Origin of the sequence: Streptomyces sp. TSRI0281 (assembly GCF_001905125.1) — a bacterium.
Classification (GTDB): Bacteria; Actinomycetota; Actinomycetes; order Streptomycetales; family Streptomycetaceae; genus Streptomyces.
In genome coordinates this window covers 65949-78546 of the sequence record NZ_LWLE01000008.1, presented here as the reverse complement: position 1 = coordinate 78546, position 12598 = coordinate 65949, and the positions used below count along the sequence as shown (strand labels likewise).

Below are 12598 nucleotides of genomic sequence, written 5' to 3'. Positions count from 1 at the left end.
ATGGTGGGATGTCGGACCTGTGTGGTGAGGCGACCGTCAGCCGCCCTCCTCGATGAGCAGGCCCCGGCGGATCTTGCCGCTGCCGGTCCGGGGCAGCTTGTCGACCCGGCGGAACACCGTCGGCACTTTCACCGCCATCAGCTGCTCCCGGGCCCGCCGGCGCAGCGCGGCGGCGTCGAACTCGTCGGCGCCCGCTTCGACGAAGGCCCATACCTGGTGGTCGCCGGAGGGCCCCGGCCGCCCCACGACGGCACAGTCCTTGACCCCGGGCATGGCGCGCAGGACCTCCTCCACCTCGACGGGCGAGATCTTGTTGCCGCCGATATTGATGAGCAGATCGCTGCGCCCGGTCAGCCGCAGCCCGTCGTCGTCGAAGACCCCGAGGTCACCGGTGGTGACCCAGCCCTCCTCGTCGGCGAGCGGCACCGCCCGTCCCGCCTCCATGCGTACGGGGGACAGACCCGGGAAGCGCGCCGCCACCGGCCCCGGCTCGCTGCCGCCCGCCCTGATCCTCACCTCCGGCAGCGGGTGTCCGACACCGCTGCCGCCCCCGAGGGGGTTGAGGGTCAGCTGGCCGAGCTCGGAGTTGCCGTAGTGGTCGTAGACGGTCAGGCCCGCCTCGCGCCAGGGCGCGGCCGCCTGCTCCGACAGGGCCTCGCCCGCGCTGACGCACCGCTTCCAGGAGCCCGCACGCAGCACGTCACCCTGCCCCCACCAGTCGAGGATCAACGGGACGCTCTGCAGGACGGTGGGCCGGTGGCGCTCCACGAGGAGCGCGGCACGGGCCGGGGTCAGGGCTCCCGCGGGCACCACCTGGCAGGCACCTGCCGAGAGGACGGCCAGGGTCCCCGCCTCGATGGCGTAACTGTGGCCCAGCGGGCTGGTCGTGAGCACCACGTCGTCGGCGTCGAGGCCGAGGCCACGTGCGAATCCGGCCGAGTTGCGCAGGGTTCCCGACCATTCACGCGAGATCACCTTCGGCCGTCCGCTGGTGCCCGAGCTGGCCACCGCGAAGGCCGGGTCACCGCCGTGGTCACCGCCCGGCCGCAGCCGGGTCACCACATCGCCCTCGATCCCCAGCTCGGCGCCGAAGTCGGCCAGCGCGGCCGAGCGTTCCGCCTCACCGGCCTGCTCCTGGAGCACCAGCACCGGGGCGTGCAGGGAGGTCGCGGCGGCGAAGTCGACCACCGAGTCCAGCAGGTTCGTCAGCACGACACCGGTCCGCACCCCGGGGCCGACACCCGATGCCGACAGATCCCTCATCCGTGCGCTGACCTCGCGTTCCAGTTCGGCGTACGTCACCGACCGGCGCCGGTCCACCAGGGCGGGCCGGTCGCCGCGGCCACCACGGCGGTGCCCCGCCAGGACGTCCATCAGGGTGTCGTCCACGGTCACCCCTTCCTGGACGCGGTGCAGCGGTAGCCGGTCCGCCCGCTCGCCGCCGTCACGGTGGCCGTCGTCGGTGCGCCGGTGCCGGTGAGCACCGAGACCAGCTCGGCCAGGGGCGCGGTCACGAGCGGGTCGCCGGGCCGCGCCGCGAGATCCGCGGCGGGAACCGGGAACGTCTCCACCGGACCGAGCGTGCCCAGGACACGGGCACCGCGCCCCCGGGCCCGCGCCGCGGTCTCCAGCACCAGGAACGCCGCCCGCCCGCTCACCGGGTCGCTGCCGCGGGCTCTGGCGGCGGCCGGGCTCAGCAGTTCATAGGTGCCGCACAGCACCGGGCCGGCACCCTCCGGCCGGAGCCTGCGCCGGGCGATCGCCAGGGCCTGCAGCCCGGCGCCCGCTCCGAGCACGGTGGCGCAGTAGCCGCGCAGCCGGTGGCGCAGACAGATCAGCGACGTCACGCCGTGCGCGTTGAAGTACAGGAAGGACTCGGGGGCCAGCGATGAGCGCGCCCCCGCGTCGAGCCGGGCCCGGATGGTCTCGGCCACATGACCCGAGCCGTAGCCGGAGCCGATGACGCAGGCGGTGGCGGTGGGGTCGGGCGTGGCCAGGTCGGTACCGGCCGCGCCGGTCACCGCCGCCCCGGCGAGCGCCTCGCCCGCCATCTCGGCTATCCGCTCGGGCAGTTCCCTGGTCCACTTGTTGACGTCCTGCCAGCCGTCGCGGCCTGCCGCGAGCGCCTGCCACAGGTCCGCCGTGTCGACCTCGCCCGAGGCCGCGGCGGTGATCACGACCGAGTCGTCCATCAGGGCCTCCGGAAGATGAGTGCGGTGTTCATCCCGCCCAGACCGCACGACACGCTGAGCGCGGTCCGCAACTCCGGCATCGGCCGGGGCGCGTCGTCGAGGACCAGGTCGAGATCGGCACAGAGGGGGTCGACCGGCCGGGCGCCCCACGTCGGGGTCACCGCACGGTGTGCCAGCGAGAGCACACAGGCCATGGCCTCGACGGCGCCCGCGCCGCCCTGGAGGTGCCAGAGCACACCCTTGACGCTGTTGACCGGAACCGACGGGAGCCGCGGCCCGAACACCGACCGCAGCGCGGTGATCTCGGCGGCGTCGCCGCGCCGCGTCCCCGGGCCGTGGGTGTTGACGAAGTCGATCTCCTCGGGGCCGAGTCCGGCGTCGGCGAGCGCGAGCCGCACGGCCAGCTCGATGCCGTCCGCGCCCGGCGCGGCCAGATGCCCGGTGGCGTTGGTGAGCCCGCAGCCCGCCAGGACCGCGAGCGGCTCCCCGGCGCCCGCGTGCGGGTCGAGAGGTTCGAGCCGCAGCACCGCCGCGCCCTCGGACAGGCCGATGCCGCGCCGCTCGGTGCTGAAGGGCCGGCAGCCCTGTGGGCCCAGTGTGCGCAGCGAGTTCAGGCCGAGGAAGGCCATGTCGGTCACTGCGTCGGCGCCCCCGACCACGACCGCCGGCGCGTCCCCGGCAGCGACCAGGTCACGGGCCACCGCGATGGCGGCGGCGCCCGACGCGGAGGCGTTGGCGATGGTGAGGGCCTCGCCATGGAGCCCGGTGCGCTCGGCGCAGGCCGGGGCCAGGTCGCCCGTGAAGTACCCGGGCCGCGGCGGCACCAGACCGGGGTCGGTGGTGCCGAGCACCAGCGCGGTCCGCTCGCGCCCGGCGGCGTCCATCCCGTCCAGGGCTTCCCGCACGGCGGTCTCGGCGAGGTCGAGCGCCCGCCACACGCCGTCCCCGCCCGTGTGCCCCGGCACCTGGCCCGCCGCCCGCAGGGTGGCGCCGGTGGCGTCGAACGCGGTGATGGGCGGGTGGTACGCCTTTCCGGTGGCCAGCGCCTCCCACAGCGCGGACACCCCGAGCCCGGCCGGGCCGCACACGCCGAGCCCGGTGACGGCTATTGCTCCCGTGGCGTTCATCGTCGATCACCCCGGCTCAGTGCCGTGGCCAGCGAGCTGATGCTCGCCGAACCGAGGACCGCGTCGTCCGGCAAGGTCACGCCCAGCTCCCTCTCCAGCTCACTGACCACCGTGATGACCAGCACCGAGTCCACACCGGCGGGTGCCAGCGGCTCGGTGTCGCTCAGCCACGGAAGGCTCGGATCCTCCTGCAACTGGTGCGCGAGCTCGGCTCGTACGCGCGCCAGCAGTGCCGATCGGGTCTCCACCGCTTACGCCACCTTCGCGGCGGCCTTGAACGCCTCGTCGCAGGCGGCCAGGGTGTGATCGAGATCGGCGTCGGTGGTGGCGCCGCAGATGAACCAGTGATGGGTCGGGTGCAGCAGAACGCCCCGGCGCGTGGTGTGGGTGAAGAACGCGTCCTGCATCAGCCGGGCGCGGGCCGGGTCGGGGTGGGAGAACGTCAGGAACGGCATCTGCGGGACTCCGCGCACCTGGGCCGGCACACCGTGCCGCCGCGCCTGCTCGCCGAGTCCCTTCTGCAGCCGTACGCCCAGCTCGCGCACCCGGTCGAGCACGGTCCCGTCGGCGAGGCGGTCCATGGTCGCCACCGCCGCCGCCATCGCGACGGTGTTGGAGTAGAACGTGGACGAGATGTGCGTCCGGCCGACCATGGCCATCACATCGGCCCGGCCGGTCAGCGCGGACACCGCCCAGCCGTTCGCCATCGCCTTGCTGAAGGTGGCGAGGTCGGCCCGCACGCCGAACAGCTCCTGCGCGCCGCCGAGTGCCACCCGGAACCCGGAGCGCATCTCGTCGAAGACCACCAGCGCGCCGTGCTCATGGGCGAGGTCGATCGCGCCCTGGAGGAACCCGGGCTCGGGGCTGTCGAGTTCGAACGGCATGAGCAGCAGACACGCCACCTGGCCGGGGTGCGCGAGGAAGACCTCGCGCAGGCTGTCCAGGTCGTTGTACCGGAAGGTGTCGACCTGCGTCCGTACGGTGTCGGGGATGCCGCCGGGGCGCTGGGCGGCCCAGTCGTGCCACCCGTTGTAGCCCCAGCGCACCACGCGGTCGCGGCCCGTGTAGGCGCGGGCGAGGCGGACGGCGGCGCTGGTGGCGTCCGACCCGGTCTTGAGGAGGAACACCCGTTCCGCGCCGGGGACGATTCCCACCAGGCGCTCGGCGAGTTCGATCTGGGTCCGCTTGCGGAGCGTGATCGAGAAGCCCTCCTCGATCTCCCGCATCGCCGCCTCGGTCACCGCCGGATCCGCGTGGCCGAGGATGATCGTGCCGTAGGCCAGGATGAAGTCGAGGTACTCGTTGCCGTCGGCGTCCCAGACGCGGGCACCGCGTGCGCGTTCGCCGTAAATGGGGTAGGCGCCGTCCACCAGCCGGTCGCGTTCGATGACGTAGTCCTTCTCGGACAGTGTCGCGTCGACGAGCCGCCCGCGGGCGAGCAGCTTCATCGAGTTGTCGAGCCGGAGCCCTCCGGTCGTGTCGGTCACTGCGTAGTCCCCTCGGTAGTGTGGCGTCGTCGGTTCACAGCACGACCGGGCCCGGTCGGGTGCCACGGACGAGCCTGCCGGGCAGTGCGCCCGTCGCCTCGCCGTGGCGGAAGGTGATCTCCCCGGCGACGACCGTCGCCGCGTAGCCGTCCGCGCGCTGGATCAGCCGCCCGCCGCCCGCGGGCAGATCGTGGACGAACTCGGGGGAGCGCAGGGACAGCCGGTCGAGGTCGATGACATTGATGTCGGCCCGGTAGCCGGGACGCAGCAGGCCGCGGTCGCGCAGCCCGTACAGGCGGGCGGGCTCCGAGGTCTGCTTCTTGATGACGAACTCCAGCGGCAGCCGGGCGCCCCGGGTGCGGTCGCGGGCCCAGTGCGTGAGCATCGACGTCGGTGTGCTGGCGTCGCAGATGAGCCGGCAGTGCGCACCGGCGTCGCTGAGCCCGAGCACCGCCTGGGGGTGCAGCAGCATCTCGCGGATCGGATCGAGGGTGTATTCCGTGTACCCGAGCAGCGGCCGGAAGATCATTCCGCTGGTGTCCTCGGAGCTGAGGAAGTCGTAGATGAGGGCTTCCGGGTTTTCGCCGGTGCGCCGGGCCAGGCTGTCGAAGGACTGGTCGGCGTCGGGTTCGTAGTCCGGTGACGTCGAGCCCATCGGGAAGTGCCGCTCGTAGCCCTGCGGGAACAGCGCCGAGCGCGGGTCGGCGTTCTCCGGGAGCTCGGCGAGGATGCGCTCGCGCAGCGCCGGGTCGCGCATCGCCACCCGCCGCTCGTGCGCGGGCAGATGGGCGATCCTCTTGTACGAGGGCCGTTTGTGGAACGGGTGGGTCGAATCCAGACTGATGATGACGCTGAACGGGCGCCCGGCCACCTGCGGATGCAGATCGGCGCCCTCGGCCACCGCGTCCTCGGCGATCTGGAGCAGTTCGCGCCAGCCGTCGGGGTCGTTGTCGTTCTGGAAGAGCCCGAAGGTGATCGGGCGGCGCACGGCCGCCGAGAGCCTGCGCATCCACTTGATCTCGCCCAGCGGATCGTCGACCTTTTCGCCGCCCGCGCCCAGCGGCACCAGCTGGAAGACCCCGGTCCCGGCGTCCCCGAGCACCCCGCCGAGCGCGAACAGTTCGTCCTCGGCGGCGAAGGTGCCGGGCACCGGGGCGCCGGTGATGGCCAGATGGGTCAGGGTGCGCGACGTGGAGAACCCGATGGCCCCCGCGTCGAGGCCCTCGCGCACCAGCGCGCACATCCGCCTCAGGTCGTCCTCGGTCGGCGGTTCGTTGTCGGCGCCCCGGTCGCCCATCACATAGGCGCGCAGCGCGCCGTGCGGGACCTGCGCGGCCACGTCCATCACACGGGGCACGCGCTCCACGGCGTCGAGGTAGTCGGGAAAGGACTCCCACTCCCAGGTGATGCCTTCGGAGAGGGAGGCACCGGGGATGTCCTCGACGCCCTCCATCAGCCCGATGAGCCAGTCGTGGCGGTCCGGCCGGGCGGGTGCGAAGCCGACCCCGCAGTTGCCCATCACCACCGAGGTGACACCGTGCCAGCAACTGGGGGTGAGCAGCGGGTCCCAGCTCACCTGCCCGTCGAAGTGGGTGTGGATGTCGACGAAGCCGGGCGTGACGATGTGCCCCTCGGCGTCGATCTCGGTGCGGCCCCGCTCGGCGACCCGCCCGACCTTGGTGATCACACCGTGATCCACCGCGACGTCGCCGATACGGGCGGGGATACCGGATCCGTCGTACAGCGAACCGTTCCGAATGATCAGGTCATGCATGGTGCTACGGCCTCCTGGGGTCGGACGGGTGCCACTGGCCCTCCGGTGCGAAGAGCAGGTTCTGGTACGCGTAGTGGTTCCGCGGCCGGTGGGGGGCCGGGGTGCCCCGGTGCAGTTCCCAGGGCTCGTATCCCGCGTCCACCAGCGTGTCGACCAGCTCCCGGCTGGTCGGCGCGCCCGCCACGTCGAGGTCGCCCACCTCCAGCGAGATGACGGGGCGCTGGCCGGACAGGAGTTCGCGCATGCCGGCCAGGACATGCGCCTCGGCGCTCTCGGCGTCGATCTTCACGAAGTCGACGGTCAGGCCCGCGTCGCGCACGTAGTCGTCCAGGCTGACCGCGTCGACGGTGAAGGGATCGGAGGGGATACGGGCGCGGACCGCGTCGGGCAGCCGTGCCTCGAACGTCGAGTTGTAGGCGCTGTAGCCGGGTCCGTGGTCGAGGAAGACGAGCCGGTCCTTCTTCGACCAGACCGCAGCGGGCACCACCGAGGCGTTGGGCAGGCGGGCCGCGTTCATGCGCAGCGTCGTGAGCGTCGACGGCGTCGGCTCGAAAGCGGTCACCGAGCCGCTCGGGCCGACCAGCTCGCTCGCCCACATCGTGTAGTAGCCGATGTGCGCGCCGACGTCGAGCATCGTCGCGCCGGGCCGCAGGTGCGAGAGCAGGAAGGCAGTGAGGTCGTAGTCCACGAATCCGCGGCGGTGGATGGAGAGGGAGACCTCTTCGGGCAGCGCGATCGACATCTCGCGGCCCCAGAAGGTCCGCGCGGTCGAGGGGCTGCCCTCACCTCGGTGCCGGAGCTCGCGCAGCGCGCGGGTGCTGGGGTAGGAGGTGCGGACCGGGTGGCGTAGGCGTTGGGCGAGCCCGCGGATCCCCGACGTGTGGGAGCGCCGGTCGAGCGCCGTGCGCCAGGCGGTTCGGTCGTGTGTGGTCACAGACGGCTCCGGGTGCCGGGACGGAAGGGGCGGATGGGACGGTCCGGGGAGCGGGGACCCGGGCGACGGTGCGTCCGGGTCCGTACGGGGGCCGCGTCCGGGGCCGCGTCAGCGGGGGGAGATCCCTCTGATCTGTTCGTGGTGGGCCCGGGAATCGGCGAACGGGATCGCGTGGTGGGGCTCGCGCGGGTGGGTGCCGATACGGGCGAGTTCGGCGTCCACCATGATCTGAGCCAGCCGGTCCACCGGCGTCCGCGCGCTCCAGCCGAGCTTCTCGCGCGCCTTGCCGGCGTCGCCGATCAGGGCGTCGACCTCGGCGGGGCGTACGTACGCCTCGTCGTAGCGCACATGGGCGCGCCAGTCGAGGCCGACGTGGGAGAAGCAGAGCTCGACGAACTCCTGCACGGTGGTGCCGACTCCGGTCGCCAGGACGTAGTCGTCCGGCTCGTCGCACTGGAGCATGCGCCACATGCCCTCGACGTACTCGGGGGCGTAGCCCCAGTCACGGACGGCGTCGAGATTGCCGAGGTAGAGATGTTTGTCCAGACCGTTCTTGATCCGTGCCGCCGCACGGGCGATCTTCCGCGTCACGAAAGTTTCGCCCCGGCGAGGTGATTCGTGGTTGAACAGGATGCCGTTGACCGTGAACATCCCGTATGCCTCACGGTAGTTGCGTGCCATCCAGTAGCTGTAGACCTTCGCCGCGCCGTACGGGCTGCGAGGGTGGAAGGCGGTCTGCTCGCTCTGCGGGGGCGGTGTCGCCCCGAACATCTCCGAGGACGACGCCTGGTAGTACCGGATGTCCTTCGAGGACATGAGGATCGCCTCAAGCAGCCGGGTGGTGCCGATGCCCGTGATGTTGCCGGTGTTCTCGGGCTCGTCGAAACTCACTCGCACGTGTGACTGGGCCGCCAGGTGGTAGACCTCGTCCGGCCGGATGCGCACCAGCAGGGTCACGAGCCGGCTGGCGTCGCTGACGTCGCCGTAATGCAGGATCAGACGGCGCCCGGCGTCGTGCGGATCGCGGTAGATGTGGTCGAGCCGCCTGGTGTTGAACGACGAGCTGCGGCGCACGATGCCGTGGACTTCGTAGCCCTTCTCCAATAGCAGGTCGGCGAGGTAGGAGCCGTCCTGACCGGTGATTCCGGTTATCAGAGCCCGTTTCACTCCGAGTCACTCCGGAGCGGCAGGCTGATTTTGGATGCCATGTCTATGCCCCATCCTTTTTCGGTGGCACGAACCGGGGGTTGAACTTCTCATGGATGTACACCCGTCCCGCGTCACCGCAGTCGATGATGTATTCCTTGCAGACGCACTCCGCTGAGGTGCTGCTCAGCGGCCATGTCTCCCGGGACACGGCGAGCGGTTCCCGTTTCAAGGGCAGTCCCGCCCGCTTGAGATAGGGGCCGAGTAATTCTCCGGGCGGTGGTACGAGTTTGTCGCGATCGCGCCCGGCGATCACCACATGGTTCACGCTGATCACGTCGTTGTTGGTGTTGAGGATCCGCGACTGGCGGTCCACGACCAGGGCTTCGGGTGCGACGCCCAGGATGTGGCAGCCGATACGTTCCAGGCGCGCGGCGGGAACTCGTTGCTGGTGGTCGACCCCTACGCTCAGCTTCTCGCCGATGAGGGCGTCGAGCAACAGGGTCGTCGATCCGTCCGAGGACAGGATCATTCTCGTCTGTGGGGGAGCTGAGGAGAATTGATTCAGCCGTTCTGTCATATCACGACCGTTCCACGCTGCAGGGCGACCAGTGTCTTCGGGTTCCTGACGTTGTCGTCACTGAGGATTCGGCTGGGCAGGGGACGAACGGTGCGCGTGTGATCCGCGCGGTGGAATGGGGAGGAGACGATTTCGGGCCGGGGCCCGGCGGGCTGGATGATCAAGTGAAAAGAAGGCTAGGAGTTCGGGAAGCAGCGGGTCAAGAGTGTTCGACGGCGGGTGTTCGACTGCGCGTTGTTGTGCAGTCGAACACCCTGAGGAAGCCCGGACGAGGCGGGGCGGGGGCCTCAGCGCTGTTCCAGATTTCTGGCGAACTCCTCCAGGTTGGCCATGCACACCCGCATGGCCTGTGCCGCCATTTCGGCGCAGTGCTCGGGGACGCTGTTCACGATCACCCGGCGGTTCTTGCTGATGGCAGCCGTCAGGCGCAGCCACTGCACCAGCATGCGGCCGGCGTCGGTGTGCCGTACCGACGGGTCCCGGGCCAGCAGTTCGAGGTGACGCAGTTGTTCCGGCCCGCCGAGGCGGGCCCGCTGCTGGGGGAGGGTCGACAGTCGCGACGGCGGGAGCTCCGCGGAGCCGTGCTGCCGGGTGGCCCGCCTGCGCACGTCCTGCGCGGTCGAGGGCGAGATGTTCGCCGCCCGTGCGATTTCCCGCAGAGAGGCATGCGGATTCTCTTTGAGATACTCTTCGGCAATCCTGCGGTTCTCTTTTGGATTCATGGGCCTGGCGCGCCCGTCCGCGCCGATGCGCGACTCCTCGGACCGGCCCGCGGGTAGTTGCTGTCGGATCTTGGCGACGGTCTGCTGGGCGAGTCCGGTGATTTTCGACAGGACACGGTCCGACATGGTGGGAAAGGAGGAGATGATCCTTGCTGCGGCGGCCCGGCGATCTTCACGGGTGAGCGGGAGGCCGTGCTTCGTATTCGAATGGACGGCGAACAGGAATGCTTCGCTCTCACTGCCCGAGAAATACAGTGCGCGAATGGTGGTATCGCCGCGTGCGGCACCTGCACGAAGCCGATGCATTCCGTCGATGACCCGCATCGACTGCTGGTGGACGACGATCGGTTGGAGCTTGTCGTCGAGTTCCGCCATCAGTCGTACGTACTCCATGTTCTCCCCGTTGAGGCGGGGGGAGTCGGCGGGGAGCAGTGACTCGATGGGGAGGGACACGCAGTTCTCGCTGATGTACTGCTGGAGCGGAAGGAAGGCAGTACGGCTCTCGCACGGTAAGTCAGGAACTGTCGACATGATTCCCCAAGTCGTGGCGGTGACAATTGCTGCCCCACTTACTCTTTGCCGGCGGAGTGGGGGGATTCACTACGCTGGTACCCGCTCCTGTGTCTCTGAAGCGTCACGGGTGTCGGAGTGCGGGCACCCTGAGGTCCCGGCCCCGTTGAGGGGTCGGCGGGAAAGCCGGTCGAAGCATTCGGTCTCCCCTCCGGTTCGGAGATCCATTGCGTAAGATTTTCTACAGCCCATGAGCCGGACGCAAGGTCGGATTCTGGACAGTCGTGATGATCACGCGGCCCGTGTGCCGCTGCTGCTGGTGTCTCGCGATTCTGTTCGCATTACTTGACCCCGTGCGGGTCGTCCTCTTGGCAGGGACTTCTGTGGAACGGGCCGCTGAGTTGCCGGAGTTGGTCAACAGCCCGGATATGCGTGCGGATATAGCCATGTGGGGCCGGATAGTGACCACGCCGGAAGCGAAGGCATGGCCGACAGGCAACCCGCACGCGTTTGCTTCCGCTTCACCGCCGCCGGGTCTTCCTCGATCAATCGGATCGAGATCCGGTTCGGCATCCCGGCCCCCGGTGCGGGACCGCTGTGGCGAGGCATGTGCACGACATCAGTGCGTGACCGAGAACAGAAGGAAGGACGAACCGATGCCCACAGCCCTTACTCGGACCACCGTCGGCATCATCGGCGCCGGCCCGGCCGGTCTGATGCTGTCGCACCTGCTGGCCCGCGCGGGCATCGACTCGGTGGTGGTCGACCACCGCACCCGCGCCGAGATCGAGGCCACCGGCCGCGCGGGGATTCTGGAGGCCGACAACGTCCGCCTGTTGACCGCGACCGGGGTCTCGGACCGGGTACTGCGCCAAGGCCGGCCGCACGCCGGCATCGATCTGCGCTTCGGCGGCGAGAGCCACCGCATCGACTTCCAGGACCTGGTCGGGGAGAATGTGTGGCTCTACCCGCAGACCGAGGTCTTCGCCGATCTCGCCGACGCGCGCCAACGGGACGCGGGAGACGTGCGGTTCGGTATCGAGGGGACTCAGGTCGTCGACCTCACCACGCCGTCCCCGGGCATCCTTTTCACCGATGCCGACGGCGTCACCCAGGAGGTGCGCTGCTCCATCCTCGTCGGCGCGGACGGTTCGCGCGGGGTGTGCCGCCAGGCCGTGCCCGAGGCGGCACGTACGCACTTCTTCCGCGAGTACCCCTTCGCCTGGTTCGGCGTCCTGGTCGAAGCGTCGCCCAGCGCCCCCGAACTCGTCTACACCCACTCCGAGCGGGGGTTCGCGCTCATCAGCCAGCGCACCGAGTCCGTACAGCGCATGTACTTCCAGTGCGACCCGGACGAGGACCCGGATGCCTGGCCGGACGAGCGGATCTGGGCGGAACTCCAGGCGCGGGTGCGCGGGGCGGACGGGTTCTCGCTCAAGGAGGGGCCCGTCACCGACCGCTCGGTGCTCCCTTTCCGCAGCTTCGTGTGCGAGCCCCTGAGGTACGGGAACATGCTGCTGGCCGGGGACGCCGCGCATACGGTTCCCCCGACCGGGGCCAAGGGCCTGAACCTTGCCCTGGCCGATGCGCGGGTGCTGGCCGAGGTGGTGGAGCGGGCCGTCACCCATCGGGACCACGCGGTCCTCGACGCGTACGGCCCCCGGGCGCTGGCCCGGGTCTGGCGAGCGCAGCACTTCTCGTACTGGATGACCACGATGCTGCACCGTGCCCCCGGCGCCACCGACTTCGATGTGCGGCGCCGACTGGGCGAGTTGGAGGGCGTGGTGAGATCCAGGGCTGGGGCCGCGTACCTGGCGGAGGGGTACACGGGCTGGAGCGGCGCGGCCTGAGGACAGCGCAGGCCCATGGCAGCCCGAGCGACGGCCGGCCCGGCATGTGCCGCGCGTCGTCCCCGCCGGGCTCCTGGAGCACGCCCTTCCCCTACCGGGATACGGCCTGAGCCGGGTCGCCGCACCGGAGGCCCGGTTCATCGCCCCGCCCCAATCGACCCCATCAATATTGGCCGGGCGGACAGATCACACCGTGGCGCGGCTCACGATGCTGGGCGGATGCATCGACTGGAGGTGTCCGCCGTGACAGAACACCGCGCCGTGGTGAAGCGAACC

The 12598-nt window shown here is 70.5% G+C and carries 11 protein-coding genes; 1 reads left to right on the top strand and 10 read right to left on the bottom strand.

Going from position 1 to position 12598, the window contains the following annotated elements:
• Positions 1-36: 36 nt before the first annotated feature.
• The 10 genes from A6A29_RS15145 to A6A29_RS15100 form a co-directional block, all read right to left on the bottom strand.
• Entirely contained in the window at positions 37-1389 is a 1353-nt protein-coding gene (locus tag A6A29_RS15145) for a class I adenylate-forming enzyme family protein (RefSeq protein WP_241838479.1), read from the bottom strand.
• Positions 1390-1391: 2 nt separating this feature from the next.
• Positions 1392-2192, bottom strand: coding sequence for a 3-oxoacyl-ACP synthase (locus A6A29_RS15140; protein ID WP_073720601.1), 801 nt, complete (start codon positions 2190-2192; stop codon positions 1392-1394).
• Positions 2192-3319 carry a beta-ketoacyl synthase N-terminal-like domain-containing protein gene (locus A6A29_RS15135; protein WP_073720600.1) on the bottom strand — a complete coding sequence of 376 codons (1128 nt, stop codon included), beginning with the start codon at positions 3317-3319 and terminating at the stop codon, positions 2192-2194. Before A6A29_RS15135 ends, A6A29_RS15140 begins: the two co-directional genes overlap by 1 nt.
• Positions 3316-3567: an acyl carrier protein gene (locus A6A29_RS15130; RefSeq protein ID WP_073720599.1), complete on the bottom strand. Its 252-nt coding sequence runs from the start codon at positions 3565-3567 to the stop codon at positions 3316-3318. Before A6A29_RS15130 ends, A6A29_RS15135 begins: the two co-directional genes overlap by 4 nt.
• Before the next feature lie 3 nt (positions 3568-3570).
• Positions 3571-4806 carry an aspartate aminotransferase family protein gene (locus A6A29_RS15125; protein ID WP_198953078.1) on the bottom strand — a complete coding sequence of 412 codons (1236 nt, stop codon included), beginning with the start codon at positions 4804-4806 and terminating at the stop codon, positions 3571-3573.
• 34 nt (positions 4807-4840) lie between these two features.
• The gene (locus A6A29_RS15120; protein WP_073720598.1) at positions 4841-6580 is read right to left on the bottom strand and encodes an N-acyl-D-amino-acid deacylase family protein; all 1740 of its coding nucleotides are present in this window, start codon (positions 6578-6580) and stop codon (positions 4841-4843) included.
• Between the two features lie 4 nt (positions 6581-6584).
• Positions 6585-7514: an FkbM family methyltransferase gene (locus A6A29_RS15115; protein WP_079182763.1), complete on the bottom strand. Its 930-nt coding sequence runs from the start codon at positions 7512-7514 to the stop codon at positions 6585-6587.
• Between the two features lie 108 nt (positions 7515-7622).
• Entirely contained in the window at positions 7623-8681 is a 1059-nt protein-coding gene (gmd, locus tag A6A29_RS15110; RefSeq protein ID WP_073720597.1) for a GDP-mannose 4,6-dehydratase, read from the bottom strand.
• Positions 8682-8724: 43 nt separating this feature from the next.
• Positions 8725-9240, bottom strand: a complete 516-nt coding sequence (locus A6A29_RS15105) for a hypothetical protein (RefSeq protein WP_143196988.1) — start codon at positions 9238-9240, stop codon at positions 8725-8727.
• Positions 9241-9527: 287 nt separating this feature from the next.
• Positions 9528-10337, bottom strand: coding sequence for a streptomycin biosynthesis protein (locus A6A29_RS15100; protein ID WP_241838478.1), 810 nt, complete (start codon positions 10335-10337; stop codon positions 9528-9530).
• Between the two features lie 791 nt (positions 10338-11128).
• Here A6A29_RS15100 and A6A29_RS15095 point away from each other — a divergent pair.
• Positions 11129-12322 carry a 4-hydroxybenzoate 3-monooxygenase gene (locus A6A29_RS15095; RefSeq protein WP_073720594.1) on the top strand — a complete coding sequence of 398 codons (1194 nt, stop codon included), beginning with the start codon at positions 11129-11131 and terminating at the stop codon, positions 12320-12322.
• Positions 12323-12598: the final 276 nt, after the last annotated feature.

Coding starts and splice junctions, on each gene's coding strand:
- A6A29_RS15120 (WP_073720598.1), bottom strand. CDS start 6,580: ATGCATGACCTGATCATTCGGAACGGTTCGCTGTACGACGGATCCGGT.
- A6A29_RS15140 (WP_073720601.1), bottom strand. CDS start 2,192: ATGGACGACTCGGTCGTGATCACCGCCGCGGCCTCGGGCGAGGTCGAC.
- A6A29_RS15100 (WP_241838478.1), bottom strand. CDS start 10,337: ATGGCGGAACTCGACGACAAGCTCCAACCGATCGTCGTCCACCAGCAG.
- A6A29_RS15095 (WP_073720594.1), top strand. CDS start 11,129: ATGCCCACAGCCCTTACTCGGACCACCGTCGGCATCATCGGCGCCGGC.
- A6A29_RS15135 (WP_073720600.1), bottom strand. CDS start 3,319: ATGAACGCCACGGGAGCAATAGCCGTCACCGGGCTCGGCGTGTGCGGC.
- A6A29_RS15105 (WP_143196988.1), bottom strand. CDS start 9,240: ATGACAGAACGGCTGAATCAATTCTCCTCAGCTCCCCCACAGACGAGA.